Here is a 21,200-nt window from a genome sequence, read left to right on the forward strand (position 1 = left end):
CGAGCAGTGGATTAATTTTGCGATTTACTGACTAAGTCATTATTAATCCTGAATAACCGACAGAGGATCGTCTTGCAGTGACAGCCAAGCCCGCCCAAGAGAGTGCCACTCTGGTTGCCAACGCCGTGGTCGAAAGCGTGCAGTACCAGGGGCGCAAAGCCAGTCGTCAGGGCAGTGAACAACGACGTCAGGCCATTCTCGATGCCGCCATGCGCATCATCGTGCGCGACGGTGTGCGCGCCGTGCGCCACCGTGCGGTGGCTGCTGAAGCGGATGTGCCGTTGTCAGCAACCACCTATTACTTCAAAGACATCAATGACCTGATCACCGACACCTTCGCTCAGTTTGTCGAGCGCAGCGCTGCACACATGGGCCAGTTCTGGAGTGGTACCGAAGGGCTGCTGCGTGAGCAGGTCAGCCGTTTGGACGGCAGCGCCGAGGCGCGTCGTCGGCTGGCCAACGAAATCGCCCGGCTGGCCGTGGAGTACGTGCGCCAGCAATTGCTTACGCGGCGTGAGCATCTGCTGGCCGAGCAGGCCTTTCAGCAGGAAGCGCTGCTCAACCCGCGTTTGCATGGCTTGCTGCGGGCTCATCGGCAGATTCTGCTGCAAGGCGTGACGCACTTCTTCGAGGTGCTGGGCTCGCAGCAGGCCGAGCAGGATGCCAAGCTATTGACGGCGATTATTGTGCGCATGGAGTATCAGGGGCTGCTCGATGGTATCGATCATCTGGACAGTGAAGAGATGTTGGCCATGCTTAAACGTTATATGCATCTGGTACTGGGCCTCTAACCAACCTGGCCCGCTCAATCCGTTCACGAGGAGAGCTGAATGAACGCCTGGCGCGCGCTGCTTGCCGTGTCCTTCCTGCTACTGAGTGGCTGTCTGGTGACCTTCAAGGACCCGATACCGGCCAATGAGGCAGCCCCGATTCCCCTGCTTGGCGAGTGGTCGCGCAAGAACGAGTGGGGTGAGCAGCTGTACCTGCAGATCACCCGCGCCGGTTCCAACGTGTACAAGGCGCGGGCCTATGTCGACAGCCTGGATAACCTCGACAGCGTGGAGGAGTACGGTTTCACCGTGGCCCACCATGGTCGCCGCTGGTACCTGTCTGCTGGTTTGCCGAAACGCATGGGGGCCAACTTCGCCATCGCTGGCTTCGAGTTGACCACCGGCAATGAGCTGGTGATCTACAACCTCGACGTCGACCGGATTCTCCAGGAGCTGGAGCAGGGTACGTTGCAGGGCGAGGTGATCGATGCCGCCGAAGGTGATGGTGTGCTGATCAGCAGCCCGCTGGAGCAGGTGTTCAGCTACCTTGATGACCAGGCCAACTCGGATGTGTTTATCGAAGTGGCGCGCTATCAGCGTGTTGGGGACTAACAATGAACAGCCACACCGGTCTGGACGACTATCAACTGATCGTACGGGCCCTGTCTGACCGAATTGTCGAGGCGCAGACACCGATCCGTGTACTTGATGCGGTGAAGTGGGATGACTCGATCCGCAGTGAGTTTCTCAAACACAAGGGTAAGCAGTTACCCAAGGTGGATCGCGACTATTACGCCAGCCGGCCCTTGGCGTTCGATGCCGCCGCGAAGAAGCTGGAGTTCCAGAACATCGAGCGCGATATCACCCGCCAGCTGGGTCAGTTCAATCCGGTCGGGCAGATCATGCGCCGCATGTGCCGCGAGTACCGCATGGTTATCCGCATGCTCGAAGCGCGTGGCACCGAGGACTTTGGCCTGATCAGCCAGGAGTTATATGGCGCCGCGTCTGATGCCTTCCATGCCGGCGACCCGACCCTGGCCGATCTGGGCATGATGTTTTCCGATTTTCTCAACAACATCGACAAGCGCGGTGACCTCAAGGACGAAGCCAAGAACCTCAATGCCAAGGAAGCAGTCAACCTGCTGCAACAGCGCTTGAACAAGGTGTTTGGCGAGGAAGAGGGCACCATTCGCGTGTTCGAGTCAGACGGTATCCTCGCTGATGCCGCTGCCGGGGCCGATTACATCAAGATTCGCAGCGACGCGATGTTCAACGAGCGCGATGTGCGCGCCCTGGAAGTGCATGAAGGCCTGGTGCACGTGGCCACCACCCTGAATGGGCTGAACCAGCCTGTGTGTACCTTCCTGGCCAAGGGACCGCCCTCGTCCACGGTGACCCAGGAAGGCCTGGCGATCCTGATGGAGGTGATCACCTTCGCTTCCTACCCGACGCGTTTGCGCAAGCTGACCAACCGCACCCGCGCCATTCACATGGCCGAGGAGGGGGCAGATTTCCTCCAGGTGTTCGATTTCTACCGCGAGCAGGGCTTCAGCCAGGAGCAGAGTTACAGCAATGCCAACCGCGTGTTCCGCGGGTCGACCCCCGTTGGCCTGCCTTTCACTAAGGACCTGTCCTACCTGAAAGGCTTCATCATGATTTACAACTACATCCAGCTGGCCGTGCGCAAAGGCAAGCTGGAGCAGATCCCGCTGCTGTTCTGCGGCAAGACCACCCTGGAAGACATGCGCACCCTGCGCCAACTGGTGGATGAAGGGTTGGTCACACCTCCCAAGTACCTGCCGCCGCAATTCAGCGACCTCAACTCGCTGTCGGCCTGGATGTGTTTCTCCAACTTCCTCAATCACCTGAGTCTGGATCGGATCGAAGCCGACTACGCCAACATTCTGTGACCATTTTGCCGAGCACAAGCGCAACCCGCAGGCTTGTATCCGGTCGTAGGTTGAGCCGGGCAGCACTTCCATAGGTCGCACCGTTTCGAAGCCCGCTCTCAATCAGCCCAGGAGCCACTATGCCCAGCCATCAACTCGACTACGAAATCCTCGGCGCCTCCGCGCAGAGTGTGGAGATCATCCTCGATCCGGGTGAAACGGTGATCGCCGAAGCCGGGGTGATGAACTACATGACTGACGGCATTCGCTTTGAAACGCGGATGGGTGACGGTGCCGCCAGTGGGGTGCTGGGCAAGTTGTGGAGCGCCGGCAAACGCATGCTCACGGGGGAGTCACTGTTTATGACGCACTTCTCCAATGCCGGTAAAACCCAGGCGCGGGTGGCCTTTGCCGCGCCTTATCCCGGCACGGTGGTGCCGATTCAGCTAGCCGAACATGGCGGCACGCTGATCTGTCAGAAGGACGCTTTTCTTTGCGCCGCCTATGGCACGGCAGTCGGCATCAGCTTCAACAAGCGTCTGGGCGCCGGTTTCTTCGGCGGTGAGGGGTTTATCCTGCAGAAGCTTGAAGGCGATGGCCTGGCGTTTGTGCACGCCGGCGGTACGGTGATCCGTAAGCAGCTGAATAACGAAACCCTGCGCCTGGACACCGGCTGCCTAGTGGCGTTCAGCAGCGGCATCGACTACGACATTGCCCTGGCTGGTGGTCTGAAAAGCATGCTGTTTGGTGGCGAAGGCATTCTGCTGGCCACGCTCAAGGGCACGGGAACCGTGTGGGTGCAGAGCCTGCCGTTCTCGCGGCTGGCCGAGCGCATCTATGAGGCCACGTTCAAGGCCCGCGAAGAAGTCCGCGCCGGCGGCAAGTGATGCGGCAATCTGGGGCTTTGCAGGCGCATGGGTTTGTAGCAAGCTGCGCCGCCTGTTGCTCAGCCCGCCAACTGATAACTCCGAGAGCCTGCCATGAGTGAAGTAAACCCTATCCCGCTTATCCTTACCGCTGTTGGCAGCATCTGCGCCACGGTGGCCGTGCTCGGTTACTACGGGTACCTGCATGTGGCCAAGCCGGAAGATGCCCTGCTGCTGGCCGAGTTCACCATGCTCAAGACCGTGCCGGGCGAGGATTACAAGGTCTCGGTCAAACCCGCCAGTCAGGTCGCCCAGTGCATCGATGGCGTGCTGGTGCTGTTTGACCTGGAGCAGAAGGGCCTCAGCGGTGTGCTGGTTGATCCGCGTAAGCAGGCCGTGCGTTGCAACCCTGGCCAGTAACGGCTAGCTTGCGCGGCTCTGCTGCTCGTTAAGACGCTGTAGATGCCGGCGCGACAGGGCGAGAAAGCGTGGCGTCAGGCCGATGTCTTCATACAGCGGATCGCCCTGTTCATCGGTGGCTACCACCTTGTTGCCCTTGACGTAGGGCAGGCTGGCTTCCAGCTCGTCGAGCGCGGCGCCCAGCAGCTCTCCGAGCAGCTCCTCCACGTGATGCTTGGGGTACATCTCTTGCAGCGCGGCTAGCCGTGCTGCGGCTTCCAGGTCGAGTCGTATTTGATAGGGCGTGACGCTTAGGCGGCCACGGGCGTTTTCCTGCCAGTGCTGAACAAGCTCGCGAATCTTCATGATTGCCTCGTGTCTGTTCTATGCCCGCCGAGTCAGTCTGCGCCGGGCTTGCCTAACTAAGACTAGTGCCTGCCCTGATAAGTGCGGGCAAGGCGTCGCGCACTTGTAAGAAGTTGGCGCGCTGGGCACTCTGCACGCAGGATCAGTGGAGGCAATAGTCATGGCAGAAATCGACGCGCGCCTGCGCGAGGACGTTCACCAACTCGGCGAACTCCTGGGTAACACCATCAGCCTGCAGCACGGTGCAGCCTTTCTCGACAAGATTGAACGCATTCGCAAGGGCGCCAAGGCCTCTCGTCGCGGCTCATCAGAGGGGGCTGAGCAACTCAGTGCAACCCTGAACCAGTTGGACGATGACGAGTTGCTGCCGGTAGCGCGCGCCTTCAACCAGTTCCTCAACCTGGCCAATATCGCCGAGCAGTACCACCGCGTGCGGCGTCGTGCACCAGGTGAGCCGGAGCCATTCGAAGACAATATCCTCGCCGACCTGCTGCAGCGTCTTTCGGCCCATGGCCACAAGGGTGAAGCGCTGGCCCGCCAGGTTGGTCGCCTGGATATCGAACTGGTGCTGACGGCGCATCCCACTGAGGTGGCGCGGCGTACCCTGATTCAGAAATACGATGCCATCGCCGAGCAGTTGGCTGCCGGCGACCACAGCGACCTTTCGCCGGGCGAACGGGAGCAGGTCAAGCAGCGTCTGCAGCGGCTGATTGCCGAAGCCTGGCACACCGAGGAAATCCGCCGCAGTCGCCCCAGTCCGGTGGATGAAGCCAAATGGGGCTTTGCGGTGATCGAACATTCGCTCTGGCATGCCATCCCCAATGTGCTGCGCAAGGCCGATCAGGTGTTGCACAGCGCCACCGGGTTGCACCTGCCGCTGGATGCCGCGCCGATTCGTTTTGCTTCCTGGATGGGCGGCGACCGCGACGGCAACCCGAATGTCACGGCCAGTGTCACCCGTGAGGTACTCCTGCTGGCCCGCTGGATGGCGGCGGATCTATACCTGAGGGATGTCGACAACCTGGCTGCCGAGCTGTCCATGCAACAGGCCAGCCCGGCATTGCTGGCGCGGATCGGCGAGAGCGCAGAGCCTTATCGCAGCCTGCTCAAGCAACTGCGTGAGCGCCTGCGCGCCACCCGTAGCTGGGCCCAGGCCGCGCTGCATGAACAGATCCCCGCGCCCGCTGCCGTGTTGCAGGACAATCGCGAGCTGCTGGAGCCGCTGAGCTTGTGCTACCAGTCGCTGCATGAGTGCGGCATGGGCGTGATTGCTGATGGCCCGCTGCTCGACTGCCTGCGCCGTGCGGCGACCTTTGGGCTGTTTCTGGTGCGCCTGGATGTGCGTCAGGATTCCAGTCGCCATGTTGCGGCCATGAGTGAAATCACCGATTACCTCGGTCTGGGGCGTTACGCTGAGTGGGACGAAGAGGCGCGCCTGGCGTTTCTGCTGCAAGAACTGGAAAACCGCCGGCCGCTGCTGCCGGGGCATTTCAAGCCCAGCGGCGAAACCGAAGAGGTGCTGGCGACTTGCCGTGAAGTGGCGCGGGCACCGGCGGCGTCCCTGGGTTCCTACGTGATCTCCATGGCCGGTGCAGCCTCCGATGTGCTGGCGGTGCAACTGCTGCTTAAAGAAGCCGGGTTGCAACGGCCGATGCGCGTGGTGCCCCTGTTTGAAACCCTGGCCGATCTGGACAATGCCGGGCCGGTGATCAGCCGGCTATTGGCGCTGCACGGCTACCGCGCGCGGCTACACGGGCCGCAGGAAGTGATGATCGGCTATTCCGATTCGGCCAAGGACGCCGGCACCACGGCTGCGGCCTGGGCGCAGTACCGTGCGCAGGAAACCCTGGTGCAGGTGTGCCGTGAGCAGCAGGTCGAATTGCTGTTGTTCCATGGCCGTGGTGGCACGGTGGGGCGTGGCGGCGGCCCGGCGCATGCGGCGATTCTGTCGCAGCCGCCCGGTTCGGTGGCGGGGCGTTTTCGCACCACCGAGCAGGGTGAAATGATTCGTTTCAAATTTGGCCTGCCAGATATCGCCGAACAAAACCTTAATCTGTACCTGGCTGCGGTGCTGGAAGCCACCTTGTTGCCGCCGCCCAGCCCGGAGCCAGCCTGGCGCGAGCTGATGGACAAACTGGCCAGCGATGGCGTCAGTGCCTACCGCGCGGTGGTGCGTGAACACCCGCAGTTTGTGGCTTATTTCCGCCAGGCCACGCCTGAGCAAGAGCTGGGTCGCCTGCCGCTGGGCAGCCGTCCGGCCAAGCGCCGCGAGGGCGGGGTGGAAAGTCTGCGCGCCATTCCATGGATCTTTGCCTGGACCCAAACGCGCCTGATGCTACCGGCCTGGCTAGGCTGGGAAGCGGCATTGAACAACGCTCTGCAACGCGGCGAAGGCGAGCTGCTGGCGCAGATGCGCGCGCAGTGGCCGTTTTTCCGTACGCGCATCGACATGCTGGAAATGGTGCTGGCCAAAGCCGACGAGTCGATTGCCCTGCTGTACGACCAGCGCCTGGTCGAGCCGGCCCTGCAACCGCTGGGCGCGCATTTGCGCGGCCTATTGTCGCAGGCGGTGGTCGCGGTGCTGGGTCTGACCGGTCAGTCGCAGCTGTTGGCACACAGCCCGGAAACCCTGGAGTCGATCAGCGTGCGTAACACCTATCTGGACCCGTTGCACCTGCTCCAGGCTGAGCTGCTGGCGCGTTCACGGTCACGTGATAATCAGGCTGACAGCCCTCTGGAACAGGCTCTGCTGGTCAGTGTGGCGGGTATTGCCGCCGGTTTGCGTAATACCGGTTGAGACGCCTGGTCGGGCCTGCCAACGCATTGCGCGGCAGGCCCGGCGAGTCACCGATAGCGCTGCTTTGCGCCTGCCTTGGTCGTAGGTGTATCCGACTTTCGGTGGCTTGTGCGCTATGGGTGCGCTGTGTATCTTGAGCGGCCTTTCGGCACTCTGGCCCATGTTGGCAGCGCTGCCTGAACAATTCTGAGATTGGCCCCACGAGGCGAGTCCGACGATTTTTACTTAAATCTTGAGGAGCACATCGATGCGCGTGATTCTGCTGGGGGCGCCCGGGGCCGGCAAAGGTACCCAGGCTGGTTTCATCACCAAGAAATTTGGTATTCCGCAAATCTCCACTGGCGACATGCTGCGTGCTGCGGTCAAGGCGGGCACCGAGCTCGGTCTGAAAGCCAAGAGCGTGATGGACAGCGGCGGTCTAGTCTCTGATGACCTGATCATCAATCTGGTCAAAGAGCGCATTGCCCAGGCCGATTGTGCCAATGGCTTCCTCTTCGATGGCTTCCCGCGCACCATTCCTCAGGCTGAAGCCCTGAAAGAAGCTGGCGTGGTTATCGACAACGTGGTCGAGATCGCTGTCGACGACGAAGAAATCGTCGGCCGTATCGCCGGTCGCCGCGTACACGAGGCCAGTGGCCGCGTTTACCACATCGTCTACAACCCGCCGAAAGTTGAAGGCAAGGACGATGCAACCGGTGAAGACCTGGTGCAGCGTAAGGACGACACCGAAGAAACCGTGCGTCATCGCCTCTCCGTCTACCACTCGCAGACCAAGCCGCTGGTGGATTTCTACCAGAAGCTCGCCGCCGCTGAAGGCACGCCGAAGTACAGCGCCATCGCTGGCGTTGGCTCGGTCGACGAGATCACTGCCAAGGTGTTTGCTGCGCTCAGCTAAGCCTTGTTGCAGTCAGCCAACGGCCCGCTTTGCGGGCCGTTGTCGTTTCTGCGGTTGGCGCGCTGGGCTCGCTGGGCGTCGTTCATAGAACAGTAACCTTGCTCACCTAAGTTAGCATCGGTTTGGTCTATACCAGGATGCGATGGTCATAGACGTCAAGCCTTAACCCACACTAAGGAAGAGAGCGCGTTCAATGACCAAGAAAACAGCTAAGAGTGCTATCTGGTTAGGCCTGGCAGTTGCGCTGGCGGGGAGTCCGGCAGCGTTTGCCGACACCGCGGCGAAGCCCAAGACCGATTGCAGCGTGGCCGAGTTCACCATGGGGCTGCGTTTCCAGCAGCAATCGGCGGAGGTGCAGGCCCTGCAACTGCAGGCCTACAACATCGCCACCCTGAAGCTGGATGCGGCCGTGGCTGCGGCGAAAGATCCATCCAAGCTGGCCATCGTCACCGACCTGGATGAAACCGTTATTGATAACAGCGCCCTGTTGGCCCGTGATCTGGCCAACTGTCACACCTATGACGCCTGGGACACCTGGCTGCCCTGGGAGCGTGATGGCACCCCGGTACTGATTCCGGGTGCGAAGCAATTCCTGGAGCACGCCGACAAGCTCGGGGTGACCATTCGCTACATCTCCGATCGCGCTGATGAGCAGAAGAAATACACCCTGGCCACGCTGAGCAAGCTCGGCCTGCCGCAGGTCTCTGAACAGAGCGTACTGCTGTTGGGCCCGCCCAAAGTGGAGCGTCGCGCCATCGTCAGTGCCGATCATCAGATCGTGTTGCTGCTGGGTGACACCCTGCATGACTTCGATGCGCGTTTCCGCAAGACGCCACTGGCCGATCAGCGCGCCACTGTCGCCGCTGAAGCTGGCAAGTGGGGCACCGAGTGGATCGTCTTCCCCAATGCTGGTTATGGCACCTGGTCGAAAGCGCCATTGCAGGGCTGGGACGCCAAGACCGTAATCGAGGCCTGGTAAGCACGCTTTAGTCAGGCTGCAGCGGGTCTGTTCGGGCCCGCTGCTGGCTTGTGGTGCTGTGAGTTCGCCCGCGTGACAGGCGCGGGCGACAGTGATTGCGCTGGAAAAAAAAGCCTCAAGCCGGTCTAATGCCCGTCCTTTTCCTCACCTGTCCGACTGCAATGACCACTCTCCTGGCCCTGGATACCGCCACCGAAGCCTGCTCCGTTGCCTTGCTGCATAACGGCCAGGTGCTCAGTCATTACGAAGTGATTCCGCGTCTGCACGCCCAGCGCCTGCTGCCAATGATCAAGCAGTTGCTGGCGGATGCCGAGGTGCCGTTGTCGGCGCTCGATGCGATTGCCTTTGGCCGTGGCCCGGGTGCTTTTACCGGCGTACGGATTGCCATCGGTGTGGTGCAGGGCCTGGCGTTTGCCCTGGAGCGGCCGGTACTGCCAGTGTCCAACCTGGCCGTGCTGGCGCAGCGCAGCCTGCGTGAGCATGGCGCGCAGCAGGTGGCAGCGGCCATCGATGCGCGCATGGACGAGGTCTATTGGGGCTGCTACCGCGCCGAGCAGGGTGAAATGCGCTTGTCCGGCGTCGAGGCTGTCGTGGCGCCCGAACTGGCTGGCCTGCCGCGTGATGCGACGGGCGACTGGTTTGCTGCGGGCACTGGCTGGGGCACCTTTGCTGCGCGTATTCCTGTTGCGGTCAGTGGACAGGATGCAGCCATGTTGCCGCACGCCGAAGACCTGCTCAGCCTGGCGCGCTTTGCCTGGGCCCGTGGTGAAGCGCTGGACGCTGATCAAGCGCAGCCCGTCTACCTGCGTGATCAGGTGGCCACTCCGAAAGCGGCGGTCTGAGGCTCACCTTGGCGACACCTTCTGTCGTGCTTATCGCCGTGTGGCGGTTGCTTGATTGCCAAGCTGCCCGGCTGGGGCTAAATTGCCATCACCTGTGTCCATCGTTGGCCAAGTGGCCGAGCAGTCATTGATGCGTATCGACGGTTTTACCTCCTCTTATTCGCCAGACCGCAGTGCCCGACCGGGCGCTGCGGTTACGCCATTTCGCGAAGCGCAGCGCGAAGTTGAGGAACGTCGTGAGCAGCCAACGGCACCGGCCAGCACTCAGGGTCTGGAAACCGTTGCCCAGCCGCGCCGGGTTGAGGCCAGCAATGCCAGCACCGATAGCCTACCGGCCCGCCTGCAAGACCAGCTGTACCAGCCGCCGCTGAACAACCGCGCCGCTCAGGCCTTGGCCAGCTACAGCACAACCGCCAGTTTCGCCAGCGAGGCGGATGCCCAGCAGGTACTGGGCCTCGATCTTTACGCTTAATTAATGCTGCCTTACTACCTCGGCTGCCCGTCATGGAGCGAGCCCGCCTGGCGCGGTTCCTTGTATCCGCAGAGCAGTCGCAGCGCCGACTTCCTGCCGTTGTATGCCCAGCTATTCAACGCCGTTGAGGGTAATACCACCTTCTACGCGCAGCCCTCCGTCGATACCGTGGCCCGTTGGGCTGAGCGTATGCCGGCGCATCTGCGTTTTTGCGCCAAGCTGCCACGTGAGATCAGCCATAACGGCGACCTGCGTGACCAGCTAAGCGCCACCGAGGATTTTCGCCGACTGCTGACGCCACTGGGCGAGCGGGTGGCGCCGTTCTGGTTGCAATTGCCGGCGAGCTTTGGCCCGCAGCGTCTGGCGGAGCTGAGCGCTTTTATCGAGCCTTGGCAGGCTGGAGAGTTGGCCGTCGAAGTTCGTCATCCGGGGTTCTTTGCCAAAGGCGAGGAGGAACGTAGCCTCAACCGTCTGCTGCATGATCGCGGTATTGAACGTATCTGTCTGGATTCGCGGGCGCTGTTCAGCTGTAACTCCACGGCACCGGCAGTGCTGCATGCCCAGGCCAAGAAGCCGCGCTTGCCGCTGCGCCCTACGGCGTTTAGTCAGGCCCCACAGCTGCGCTTTATTGGCCATCCCGAGTTGCTGGCCAATGACCCGTTTATGGCGCCCTGGCTGGATAAGGTGGCGAGCTGGATTGAAGAAGACCGCACGCCCTATGTCTTTCTGCACACCTCGGACAACCGCCTGGCGCCGCAGCTGGCGCAGCGGTTTCATCAGCAACTGATGCAGCGTCTGCCGGGTTTGCCCGCCTTGCCACAGGTGCAGGTCGATGAGCAGGTCGAGCAACTAGGCCTGCTCTGATAGGCTGCGCTGCATGACTGAATTCCGTGCTTTTTTGCTGCTCTGTGTTGTGCTCGCCGGCCTGTTGCTGGCGATTTGGCGTGGCTGGCTGGAGGTGCCGGCGCGCTGGAACCCCTGGGCGGTACTGGATATTCGTGAAACACCAAACCTGCTGACCCGCTTCAAGCTCTGGCGGTTGCAGGATGATCCGGCGCTGTGCCAACTGGCCTTGAGCAGCTCTTCACTGCGTGTTACCCCGCAGGCCGACAGCCGTCCGGAGGTGGCCTGTCCGCTGATCAACACCCTGCGTGTACACCACTCTGGTGTTGCGTTCAGCAGCAGCTTTATCGCCAGTTGCCCGCTGGCAGCGGCCTTTGCCCTGTTTGAGCAACATGACCTGCAACCGGCTGCCCAGGCCGTTTTCGGCCAGCGGGTGGCGCGGGTTGAGCACGTCGGCAGTTTTGCCTGCCGCACCATTGCAGGCACTCAGCGGCGCAGCCAGCATGCTTCGGCCAACGCGCTGGATATTGTCGGTTTTCGTTTGGCGGACGGGCGGCGCATCAGCGTGTTGCAGGATTGGCCCAAGCAGGGCAAGAACGCCGAGTTTCTGCGTCAGGTGCAACAGGCGGCCTGCCGGCGGTTCAACACCACCCTGGGGCCGGAGTACAACGCCGCGCACCGCGACCACTTTCACGTGGATATGGGGTTGTGGCGCATGTGCCGCTGAGAATCTGTTTCGGATCTGCTACGCGTCGGCCCTGCTGCGTTAAAAACCGGCTCGGAGTGCTCATGTACAAAAGTACACTCCGCTTCCTCGCCGTTTTGACCAGCCGGAGGCTGTTACTACGTAGCGCCTTGCATGGCTCTAGCTCGCGAGATCGGAACACAGCTTCTGAAACTGTCCCTTAGGGCCGCTTTGATTTAACGCTCAGCCAATAGCAGATCCGCCGCCTGACCAGTGCGCCCGTCGGCGAATTCGAAGCGGCCGAGTTGGGCGATTTCATCGTAGGCGCCCAGGGCGATCTTCACGTCACGTGCCTGTAGGTGGATGGCGCTGACCCCGGCCTCACTCAGCGACTGGCTGGATTGCCGGCCCTGAGCATCGAAACGCAACAGGCTCAGGCGTTCGAAGATCGCATCCTGGCTGTCGATGCGGCCGTCGCCGTTGTCATCGTATTTGCTCAGTTCGGCAAAACCGTTGGCTGCACCGTTCTGGTCGCCGAACAGCTCGCGACCATCGTCGATGCGGCCGTTGCCGTTGCGGTCATAGGCGAGCAGGGCGTCGTCGCCGGTAGGTGCGCTGATCTGGCCGAGTTTACCGTCGGCATCCAGGTCGAAGCGTACCGAGCGGGTCAGGCCGCTGGTGCTGAAGCCGTTACCAGCCAGATCGAGCACCAGTGGATCGGTTTTCTTGGGCTCGGCGTTGATGTTGACGTTCAGCTCCAGCTCGCGCTGGGCTGCCATTTCCTGAAAATCACTGGCCTGAGCAGTGACGGCGGGCGGCTCGTTGGGTGTTTCCGGTGCCTTGGCAGGCGCTTCGGCGTCCACCTCATCGGGCATCAGGGTGCGCCGCAGAATCTGGTAGTCCAGCGAGGCGCGTTTGCCTTCATCCAGCGTTTCGCTGATCGAACGGGTGTTGGCGGCCGTTGGCGCGGCGCCGCGTGGGGCGGAAATCACATCGAACATGGCGAACTCGGTGCGGCTGGAAGCTGCCGGGTCTGGCAAAATGCCGCTCAGGCAGGTTATCGGCCGCTGAGGCGGTCAATTGAGTGATTTTTGAGCACATTTTCTGATGAGTGATGAGCGGCTAATAGCCAGAATTCGTATGCAAGCCCTGGCTCCCCATCTGCAATCGGCAGCTGACGCCTGGGCTGTGCGCCTGGGTTTACCGCTGGAAGGCGACAGCGAGTTTGCTCTGCAACTGGGCGAGGGCGGCCTGCAACTGGTGGAGCTGGGGCCGCAGGCACCGGGGCCGGTGAAGGTGGATTTTGTCGAAGGCGCGGTGGCGCATCGGCGGCTGTTCGGTGGTGGCAGCGGGCAGATGATTGCCAAAGCGGTGGGTGTGCAGGCCGGGGTGCGCCCGACGGTGCTGGATGCCACGGCCGGCCTGGGTCGCGATGCCTTTGTGCTGGCCAGCCTGGGTTGCCGCATGACCTTGATCGAGCGCCAGCCACTGATTGCCGCACTGCTGGAAGATGGCCTGGCGCGCGCTGCGCTTGACCGCGATGTGGCGCCGATTGCCGCGCAGATGCAGCTGCTTAATGGCAATGCTATCGAGCTGATGCGCGCCTGGCATGGCGAGCCGCCGCAGGTGATCTACCTTGACCCGATGTTCCCGCACCGCGACAAGAGCGCGCTGGTGAAGAAAGAGATGCGCCTGTTCCGACCGTTTGTCGGCGATGATCTGGATTCGCCGGCGCTGCTGGACGCGGCGTTGGCGCTGGCCAGTCACCGGGTGGTGGTCAAGCGCCCACGCAAGGCGCCGCTGATTGAAGGCGCCAAGCCAGGCTATGCCCTGGAAGGCAAATCCAGTCGCTACGACATCTACCCGAAAAAGAAGCTGCAAGCCGCCAGCGAGTAAGGCTGGCGACGCTTTGCGTTAGCAGCCCGTTGAAAAACTACCTACGTTCTTCAACTGCCTACTAGTCGGCACGGAAAGCGCGCAGAAACACCTCGACCGCATCACGCACATGGGCTTCGGCTTCGGCACCTTGCAGCGCCTCACCGCAGCCGATCAGCAGGCGAAAGTTGGCGCCGCCCTTGATCAGGCAGAAGAACTGATCCGCTGCGCTCAGCGGATCGGGTACGCGCAGCTTGCCGCTCTGGTCGGCCTGGCGCAGCAGCTCTTCCATGCCGTGCTGTACACGCTGCGGGCCAGCCTCATAGAACATCCGGCAGAGCTTGGAGTCCTGCGCGGCCAGGCTCACCATCACCCGGTGCAGCTCCACCGACTCGCGGCTATTGATCAGCTCATTGAAGCCTCGGCCGATGCTCATCAGCACCTGCGCCAATGGCACTTCGTCGTCCAGTTCGAACAGCAGCTCGGGCAGTTGCTCCTCGCACTTGGATTTCACCGCTTCGGCAAACAGCTTCTCCTTGTCGGTGAAGTGGCTGTACACCGTGAGTTTGGAAACTCCGGCTTCCGCGGCAATCGCATCCATACTGCTACCGTCATAGCCATTGCTGAGAAACAGGGTTTTCGCCGCTTCCAGAATGGCTTTGCGTTTGGCCAGGTCTTTCGGGCGACCTGGGCCGCTGGGTGGCAACACTTTGTTTGGCATTGGTCGTTTTTAATACTGGACTAGTGAGTTTGCTATTTTTACTATACCCGCCAGTATAAATATTCAAAAGCCTCCACAAAGGTTAGTCATCATGTTTCGTCATGCACTGTCTGTTGCGTTGCCTGTCAGTCTTATCCTGTTGCTCGGCGCTTGCGGCAATGGCGAGCCCGCTAAGGTTGCCGTGCGTCCGGCCATGGTGGTGCAGCCACAACTGGCTGGCGACCTGATGGATGCCTACCCCGGTGAGGTGCGTGCGCGCCTGGAGCCGGAGCTGGCGTTCCGTATCGGTGGCAAGGTGGCCAAGCGCCTGGTCGATGTCGGTGCGCGGGTGAAGAAGGATCAGCCCCTGGCCGAACTGGACCCGCAGGACGTGCGCCTGCAGCTGGAAGCCATCCGCGCTCAGGTGGCAGCGGCCGAGGCCAACCTGCAACTGGTGCGCGCCGAGCGTGATCGCTACAAGGCGCTGCTGGCACGCAACCTGGTCAGCCGCTCGCAGTACGACAATGCCGAGAACACCTACCGTTCCGGTGAAGCGCGCCTGAAGCAGGTGAAAGCCGAATTCAACGTGGCCAACAACCAGGCCGGTTATGCCGTGCTGCGCGCCTCCCAGGATGGTGTGGTGGCGCGGCGCATGGTCGAGGTCGGCCAGGTGGTCGCTGCCGGACAGACCGTATTCACCCTGGCCGCTGACGGCGAGCGTGAAGTGCTGATCAACCTGCCAGAGCAAGCCTTTGAGCGCTTTCAGGTCGGCCAGGAAGTGGCGGTTGAGCTGTGGTCGCAGCCGGATCAGCGCTTCCCTGGGCGCATCCGTGAGATGTCGCCATCGGCCGATCCGCAATCGCGCACTTTCGCCGCTCGCGTGGCCTTTAGCGAAGGCAAGGTACCGGCCGAACTGGGCCAGAGCGCCCGCGTATTTATTGCCCACAACGGTGATGTGCCGCTGGCCGTGCCACTGTCGGCGCTGACGGCGGAGAAAGGCCAGCCCTACGTCTGGGTGGTCGATCCGAAGGACTCCACCCTCAAGCGCACCGACGTGCGCATCGGTGCCTACGGCGAGAAGACCGTGCCAGTACTCGAAGGCCTGCAAGCGACGGATTGGGTAGTGGCAGCCGGTGGTCAGGTACTGCGTGAAGGCCAGCAGGTGCGTCCGGTTGACCGCGACAACCGTGCGGTGCAGCTGACGGCCAAGGCCGACCTGACGGTTGAGGAGTAAGCCTGATGGATTTCAACCTGTCCGCCTGGGCGCTGCGTAACCGCCAGATCGTCCTGTACCTCATGCTGCTGCTGGCGGTGGTGGGGGCTATTTCCTACACCAAGCTGGGCCAGAGCGAAGACCCACCCTTTACCTTCAAGGCCATGGTGGTGCGCACCAACTGGCCGGGGGCGAGCGCCGAGGAAGTCTCGCGCCAGGTCACCGAACGCATCGAGAAGAAGCTGATGGAGACCGGCGACTACGACAAGATCGTCTCGTTCTCGCGCCCCGGCGAATCTCAGGTGACCTTTATCGCCCGTGATTCGATGCACTCCAAGGACATCCCCGAACTGTTCTACCAGGTGCGCAAGAAGGTCAGCGACATTCGCCACACCTTGCCCCAGGGCATCCAGGGGCCGTTCTACAACGATGAATTCGGCACCACCTTCGGCAATATCTACGCCCTGACCGGCGAAGGCTTCGACTACGCCGTGCTCAAGGACTACGCCGACCGCATCCAGCTGCAATTGCAGCGGGTCAAGGACGTCGGCAAGGTCGACCTGCTCGGCTTGCAGGACGAGAAGGTATGGATAGAACTGTCCAACACCAAGCTCGCCACCCTCGGCCTGCCGCTGGCCGCGGTGCAACAGGCGCTGGAAGAGCAGAACGCGGTAGCGGCAGCGGGCTTCTTTGAAACTGCCTCCGACCGCGTGCAGCTGCGTGTCACCGGGCGTTTCGAAACGGTTGATGAAATTCGCAATTTCCCCATTCGCGTGGCTGATCGTACCTTCCGCATCGCCGATGTGGCCGAGGTCAAACGCGGCTTTAACGATCCACCCGCACCGCGCATGCGCTACATGGGTGAGGATGCCATTGGCCTGGCCGTCTCGATGAAAACCGGCGGCGACATTCTGGTGCTCGGTCAGGCCCTGGAAGGCGAGTTCGCCCGCCTGCAGGAAACCCTGCCGGCCGGCATGCAGCTGAGCAAGGTGTCGGACCAGCCCGCAGCGGTGAAAACCGGGGTGGGTGAGTTCGTTCGCGTGCTCACCGAAGCGGTGATCATCGTGCTGCTGGTGAGCTTCTTCTCCCTCGGCCTGCGCACCGGACTGGTGGTGGCGCTCTCGATTCCGCTGGTGCTGGCGATGACCTTTGCCGCCATGTACTACTTCGGCATCGGCCTGCACAAAATCTCCCTCGGCGCGCTGGTGCTGGCGCTGGGCTTGATGGTGGATGACGCGATCATTGCCGTGGAGATGATGGCGATCAAGATGGAGCAGGGTTACGACCGCATCAAGGCGGCCAGTTATGCCTGGACCAGCACCGCCTTCCCGATGCTGACCGGCACCCTGATCACCGCCGCCGGCTTCCTGCCGATTGCCACCGCGCAGTCCGGCACCGGTGAATACACCCGCTCGATCTTCCAGGTGGTGGCCATTGCCCTGCTGGTGTCATGGATTGCGGCGGTGGTGTTCGTGCCATACCTCGGCGCCAAACCGCTGCCGGACCTGGCCAAGTTGCACGCGGCTAAACACGGCGGCCGCGATGATGGCCATGACCCCTACGGCACGCCGTTCTATCAGCGCGTGCGGCAGGCGGTGGAGTGGTGCGTGCGCCGGCGTAAAACCGTGATCATGCTGACCATTGTGCTGTTCGTCGCCTCGATTGCCCTGTTCCGCTTTGTGCCGCAGCAGTTCTTCCCGGCTTCTGGCCGTCTGGAGCTGATGGTCGACCTTAAGCTCAGCGAAGGCGCATCCCTGGCCGCCACCGAAGAGCAGGCCAAGCGTCTCGAGGAGCTGCTGCGCGGGCGTGAAGGGGTGGACAACTTTGTTGCCTACGTCGGCACCGGTTCGCCGCGCTTCTACCTGCCGCTGGATCAGCAACTGCCGGCCGCCAGCTTTGCCCAGTTCGTGGTGCTGGCGAAAAGCATCGAGGACCGCGAGAAGATCCGCACCTGGCTGATCGAAGTGCTCAACGACGAGTTCCCGACCCTGCGCACGCGCATCTCGCGCCTGGAAAACGGCCCACCTGTGGGCTATCCGGTGCAGTTCCGGGTTTCCGGCGAGCACATTGATGAAGTGCGTCAGCTGGCCCGTCAGGTGGCCGACAAGGTGCGTGAGAACAGCCACGTGACCAACGTGCACCTGGACTGGGAAGAGCCGAGCAAGGTGGTGCGGCTGAACATCGATCAGGAGCGTGCCCGTGCCCTGGGCGTAAGCACCGCTGACCTGTCGCGTTTCCTGCAAAGCTCGCTCACCGGCTCGCCGGTGAGCCAGTACCGCGAAGGCAACGAGCTGATCGAGATCCTCCTGCGCGGCACCCTCAGCGAGCGTCAGGAACTCAGCCTGCTGCCGAGCCTGGCGGTGCCGACCGACAATGGCCGCAGTGTGCCGCTGTCGCAGATTGCCACCCTGGAGTACGGCTTCGAGGAAGGCATCATCTGGCACCGCAACCGCCTGCCAACCGTCACCGTGCGTGCGGATGTGTACGGCAAAGAGCAGCCGGCCAGCCTGGTCAAACAGATCCTGCCGACCCTCGAACCGGTGCGTGCGCAACTGCCGGACGGCTACCAGCTGGACGTCGGTGGCACCGTGGAAGACTCCAGCCGTGGGCAGGCCTCGGTCAACGCCGGTATCCCACTGTTTATCGTGGTGGTGCTGACCCTGCTGATGCTGCAGCTGAAGAGCTTCTCGCGTTCGGCCATGGTGTTCCTCACCGCGCCGTTGGGGCTGATTGGCGTGACCCTGTTCCTGCTGATCTTCCGTCAGCCGTTCGGCTTCGTCGCCATGCTCGGCACCATCGCCCTGTCGGGGATGATCATGCGTAACTCGGTGATTCTGGTCGACCAGATCGAGCAGGACATCGAAGCCGGCATGGACCGCTGGCACGCGATCATCGAAGCCACCGTGCGGCGCTTCCGTCCCATCGTGCTGACTGCCCTGGCGGCGGTACTGGCGATGATTCCGCTGTCGCGTAGCGTGTTCTTCGGCCCTATGGCCGTGGCCATCATGGGCGGCCTGATCGTCGCCACGGCGCTGACCCTGCTGTTCCTGCCGGCGCTGTATGCCGCCTGGTTCCGGGTCAAGGAAGTGGAAGCGAAACCGGCCTGAGGCGCGGCATGCAGGTAAGAAACCAGGCCTTCGGGCCTGGTTTTTTTATGCCTGTTGATTGCCTGCCGTGTCGGGTTTATGGCAGGCGAGTGTCAAAAATATACAACTGCCTGCTGCGGCGCGTGAACAGCTTATACAGCGATTACAGTCGGTTACATGGGTGTTTAGGGCGATTAAACGAATTATCTGCTTACATTTCGTCGTTTTTGTTTGACATATTTTACGTATTTGCCAGACTGCGCGACCTTGATGGGCGCGTGCGCTACCCGTCATGAATGGCCATAACAAAAACCTGTAGCCCATCGATCCGTCCTGCGCAGCCTGCGCGGGGCATGCATGTGGTGGGCTGACGTCTGTGGAACGGGAAAGCATGCTGATCTGGTTCGTTGCGCTCTACCTGCTGGTGACTGTCGCCATCGGTTTCTACGCCTCTACCCGGGTGCACAACACCCGCGATTTCGCCTCCGGTGGCCGCAGCATGGGCTTCCCCATCGTCGCCGCCATGGTGTTCGCCACCTGGTTTGGCAGCGAGGCGGTACTGGGTATCCCCGCTACCTTTCTTGAAGAAGGCTTTGCCGGCATCGTCGAAGACCCGTTCGGCTCCTTCGGCTGCCTGTTTCTGGTCGGCCTGATCATCGCCCGCCCGCTGTACCGGATGAACCTGCTGACCATCGGCGACTACTTCAAGAAGCGCTACGGCTCGCAGGTCGAGTTGATCATCAGCCTGGTCATCGTCATGTCCTACCTGGGCTGGATCGCCGCGCAGCTGATTGCCCTGGGCCTGGTGTTCAACGTCATCTCCGACGGCAGCATCAGCACCACCCAAGGCATGTTCCTCGGCACCTTTATCGTGCTGCTGTACACCCTGTTCGGCGGCATGTGGTCGATTGCCCTGACCGACTTCTTCCAGATGATCATCATCGTGGTTGGCCTGATCTACCTGGTCTGGCTGTTCAGCGACATGGCTGGCGGTGCCGACCTGGTGATCAACAAGGCGGCCAGTGATGGCAAATTCACCTTTATGCATGCCTTCGAGCCCAAGGATATCGTCGCCTTTATCGGCGCAGCGGTGACCATGATGCTCGGCTCCATCCCGCAGCAGGACGTCTACCAGCGCGTGATGTCGGCCAAGAGCGAGAACATCGCCGCCCGCGCCTCGATGGCCGGAGCGGTGTTCTACCTCGGCTTCTGCATGCTGCCGGTGTTTCTGGTGTACGCGGCCTCGATGATCGACCCGGCGCTGGTCGAGAAGTGGCTGGCCGAAGACTCGCAGATGATTCTGCCGCTGCTGATCCTCGACAAGACGCCGCTGTTTGCCCAGATCATGTTCTTCGGTGCGCTGCTCTCGGCGATCATGTCCACCGCCTCGGGCACCCTGCTGGCCCCGTCGGTGACCCTGACCGAGAACGTGCTCAAGCGCTTTTTGCCGGTGCTTAACGACAAGCAGTTCCTGCTGCTGATGCGCGTCACCATCGTGTTCTGCGCCGTGGCCACCCTGAGCTTTGCCCTGTACTCGGATGCGAGCATCTACGAGATGGTCGGCAACGCTTACAAGGTGACCCTGGTGGCGGCCGTGGTGCCGTTGTTTGCCGGGCTGTTCTGGAAGCGCGCGACCACCCAGGGCGCACTGGTGGCCATCGCCTTTGGCCTGGTGTCGTGGATCTACCTGGAAACCACCTGGAGCGAAGCTGCCTTCTGGCCGCCACAGCTAGCGGGCCTGCTGTTCAGCATGGCCGGGATGTTGATTGGTACGCTGCTGCCGCAGTGGAGCCGTAACCACAACGGTACGCTGGTGGCGCAGGCGAAATAAGCCTGACGTTTGGCTGACAAAACCCCGCTGATTAGCGGGGTTTTGTTTTGCGCCTGACGAAGGCTGTCAGCCCGTGGGAGGGGCTTTAGCCGCGAGCTTTGTTGTTTATTGGATTGGTCTTTGTTTACGCCGCTTTTGCAGCGTTTCGGATATTGGTTCCGCCCTTACGGCGGCTCACTTTTGGCAAACGCCCCAAAAGTAAGCAAAAGGTCTTGCCCCTTGCATCCGGGTCTCGCTGCGCTCGACTTCCCTCATTCCATCATTGCTCCAGGGGCCGGCGTACAAGGGCCGTCCCTAGCCCTTTACGCCTCTCGCCGCATCCATGCGGCTCGTTCCCTTCCACAACGATTCCACTCGGCCTGCTGATGGGGCGTTTGTCCTGGCGCGAGCGGATTGGTTCGGCGGTGTAGCAAGTTGGCTTTTGATTTGTAGGATGGGTGGAGCGTAGCGGTACCAATCAATCAACCACATGGGTATCGCGCGGATTAACCCATCCTACGAATATCCGCCGACCCTGTAGGAGCGGGCTTGCCCGCGATGCTTTTGCTTCGGCTTTTCCGTTCTGCTTTTGCCTTTCGCTCTGTAGCCCACAAATCGCCCAAACAACGCGGTCCCCGAATCCCGTCAGGAGGCCGAGCGTAGGTGTTGTGGAGAGGGGCGTTTGGCATGGATGCCAAACGAGGCATGCCGGG

19 protein-coding genes are annotated in these 21,200 nt (G+C 61.8%); 16 read left to right on the top strand and 3 right to left on the bottom strand.

Annotated features, from left to right (window positions below; translation table 11 throughout):
• Window positions 1-77: 77 nt before the first annotated feature.
• The 5 genes from ACSQ17_RS15860 to ACSQ17_RS15880 all read left to right on the top strand — a co-directional run bounded on the left by ACSQ17_RS15860 (window position 78) and on the right by ACSQ17_RS15880 (window position 3,945).
• Window positions 78-791, top strand: a complete 714-nt coding sequence (locus ACSQ17_RS15860) for a TetR/AcrR family transcriptional regulator (protein ID WP_233683995.1) — start codon at window positions 78-80, stop codon at window positions 789-791.
• A gap of 39 nt (window positions 792-830) precedes the next feature.
• Entirely contained in the window at window positions 831-1,382 is a 552-nt protein-coding gene (locus ACSQ17_RS15865) for a hypothetical protein (RefSeq protein ID WP_436069600.1), read from the top strand.
• A 2-nt stretch (window positions 1,383-1,384) separates the two neighbouring features.
• Window positions 1,385-2,680, top strand: a complete 1,296-nt coding sequence (locus tag ACSQ17_RS15870; RefSeq protein ID WP_436069601.1) for a flavohemoglobin expression-modulating QEGLA motif protein — start codon at window positions 1,385-1,387, stop codon at window positions 2,678-2,680.
• A 119-nt stretch (window positions 2,681-2,799) separates the two neighbouring features.
• Window positions 2,800-3,546 (top strand): TIGR00266 family protein, encoded by a 747-nt coding sequence (locus ACSQ17_RS15875; RefSeq protein WP_436069602.1) that lies wholly within the window; start codon window positions 2,800-2,802, stop codon window positions 3,544-3,546.
• Window positions 3,547-3,639: 93 nt separating this feature from the next.
• A complete protein-coding gene (locus tag ACSQ17_RS15880; protein ID WP_436069603.1) occupies window positions 3,640-3,945 on the top strand; it encodes a hypothetical protein in 306 nt (101 codons plus the stop codon).
• A 3-nt stretch (window positions 3,946-3,948) separates the two neighbouring features.
• On the opposite strand, the gene ACSQ17_RS15885 is transcribed toward ACSQ17_RS15880, so the two are convergent.
• Window positions 3,949-4,290, bottom strand: a complete 342-nt coding sequence (locus tag ACSQ17_RS15885) for a pilin assembly protein (protein ID WP_436069604.1) — start codon at window positions 4,288-4,290, stop codon at window positions 3,949-3,951.
• A gap of 160 nt (window positions 4,291-4,450) precedes the next feature.
• Here ACSQ17_RS15885 and ppc point away from each other — a divergent pair, with 160 nt between their 5' ends.
• The 7 genes from ppc to ACSQ17_RS15920 all read left to right on the top strand — a co-directional run bounded on the left by ppc (window position 4,451) and on the right by ACSQ17_RS15920 (window position 11,845).
• Window positions 4,451-7,087, top strand: a complete 2,637-nt coding sequence (gene ppc / locus ACSQ17_RS15890; protein ID WP_436069605.1) for a phosphoenolpyruvate carboxylase — start codon at window positions 4,451-4,453, stop codon at window positions 7,085-7,087.
• A 247-nt stretch (window positions 7,088-7,334) separates the two neighbouring features.
• On the top strand, window positions 7,335-7,982 hold the full coding sequence (gene adk / locus ACSQ17_RS15895) for an adenylate kinase (RefSeq protein ID WP_436069606.1): 648 nt from the start codon (window positions 7,335-7,337) through the stop codon (window positions 7,980-7,982).
• A gap of 193 nt (window positions 7,983-8,175) precedes the next feature.
• The gene (locus ACSQ17_RS15900; RefSeq protein WP_436069607.1) at window positions 8,176-8,961 is read left to right on the top strand and encodes a 5'-nucleotidase, lipoprotein e(P4) family; all 786 of its coding nucleotides are present in this window, start codon (window positions 8,176-8,178) and stop codon (window positions 8,959-8,961) included.
• Between the two features lie 161 nt (window positions 8,962-9,122).
• Window positions 9,123-9,803, top strand: a complete 681-nt coding sequence (gene tsaB, locus ACSQ17_RS15905; protein WP_436069608.1) for a tRNA (adenosine(37)-N6)-threonylcarbamoyltransferase complex dimerization subunit type 1 TsaB — start codon at window positions 9,123-9,125, stop codon at window positions 9,801-9,803.
• 130 nt (window positions 9,804-9,933) lie between these two features.
• Window positions 9,934-10,275 (top strand): hypothetical protein, encoded by a 342-nt coding sequence (locus ACSQ17_RS15910; protein WP_436070502.1) that lies wholly within the window; start codon window positions 9,934-9,936, stop codon window positions 10,273-10,275.
• Between the two features lie 3 nt (window positions 10,276-10,278).
• Entirely contained in the window at window positions 10,279-11,139 is an 861-nt protein-coding gene (locus ACSQ17_RS15915; RefSeq protein WP_436069609.1) for a DUF72 domain-containing protein, read from the top strand.
• A 13-nt stretch (window positions 11,140-11,152) separates the two neighbouring features.
• On the top strand, window positions 11,153-11,845 hold the full coding sequence (locus tag ACSQ17_RS15920) for an extensin-like domain-containing protein (RefSeq protein ID WP_436069610.1): 693 nt from the start codon (window positions 11,153-11,155) through the stop codon (window positions 11,843-11,845).
• 194 nt (window positions 11,846-12,039) lie between these two features.
• Here ACSQ17_RS15920 and ACSQ17_RS15925 read toward each other — a convergent pair whose 3' ends face one another.
• Complete coding sequence (locus ACSQ17_RS15925; RefSeq protein ID WP_436069611.1) at window positions 12,040-12,843, bottom strand: hypothetical protein; 804 nt, start codon at window positions 12,841-12,843, stop codon at window positions 12,040-12,042.
• 67 nt (window positions 12,844-12,910) lie between these two features.
• Between ACSQ17_RS15925 and ACSQ17_RS15930 the strand changes: the two genes are divergently transcribed.
• Window positions 12,911-13,699, top strand: a complete 789-nt coding sequence (locus ACSQ17_RS15930) for a class I SAM-dependent methyltransferase (RefSeq protein WP_436069612.1) — start codon at window positions 12,911-12,913, stop codon at window positions 13,697-13,699.
• Window positions 13,700-13,760: 61 nt separating this feature from the next.
• On the opposite strand, the gene ACSQ17_RS15935 is transcribed toward ACSQ17_RS15930, so the two are convergent.
• On the bottom strand, window positions 13,761-14,399 hold the full coding sequence (locus ACSQ17_RS15935) for a TetR/AcrR family transcriptional regulator (RefSeq protein ID WP_436069613.1): 639 nt from the start codon (window positions 14,397-14,399) through the stop codon (window positions 13,761-13,763).
• 91 nt (window positions 14,400-14,490) lie between these two features.
• Here ACSQ17_RS15935 and ACSQ17_RS15940 point away from each other — a divergent pair, with 91 nt between their 5' ends.
• The 3 genes from ACSQ17_RS15940 to ACSQ17_RS15950 all read left to right on the top strand — a co-directional run bounded on the left by ACSQ17_RS15940 (window position 14,491) and on the right by ACSQ17_RS15950 (window position 20,508).
• Window positions 14,491-15,612, top strand: coding sequence for an efflux RND transporter periplasmic adaptor subunit (locus ACSQ17_RS15940; protein WP_436069614.1), 1,122 nt, complete (start codon window positions 14,491-14,493; stop codon window positions 15,610-15,612).
• A 5-nt stretch (window positions 15,613-15,617) separates the two neighbouring features.
• A complete protein-coding gene (locus ACSQ17_RS15945) occupies window positions 15,618-18,698 on the top strand; it encodes an efflux RND transporter permease subunit (protein WP_436069615.1) in 3,081 nt (1,026 codons plus the stop codon).
• A gap of 370 nt (window positions 18,699-19,068) precedes the next feature.
• On the top strand, window positions 19,069-20,508 hold the full coding sequence (locus ACSQ17_RS15950; RefSeq protein WP_436069616.1) for a sodium:solute symporter family protein: 1,440 nt from the start codon (window positions 19,069-19,071) through the stop codon (window positions 20,506-20,508).
• Window positions 20,509-21,200 lie beyond the last annotated feature (692 nt).

Source organism: Pseudomonas sp. LjRoot71 (genome assembly GCF_964253255.1).
GTDB lineage: Bacteria > Pseudomonadota > Gammaproteobacteria > Pseudomonadales > Pseudomonadaceae > Aquipseudomonas.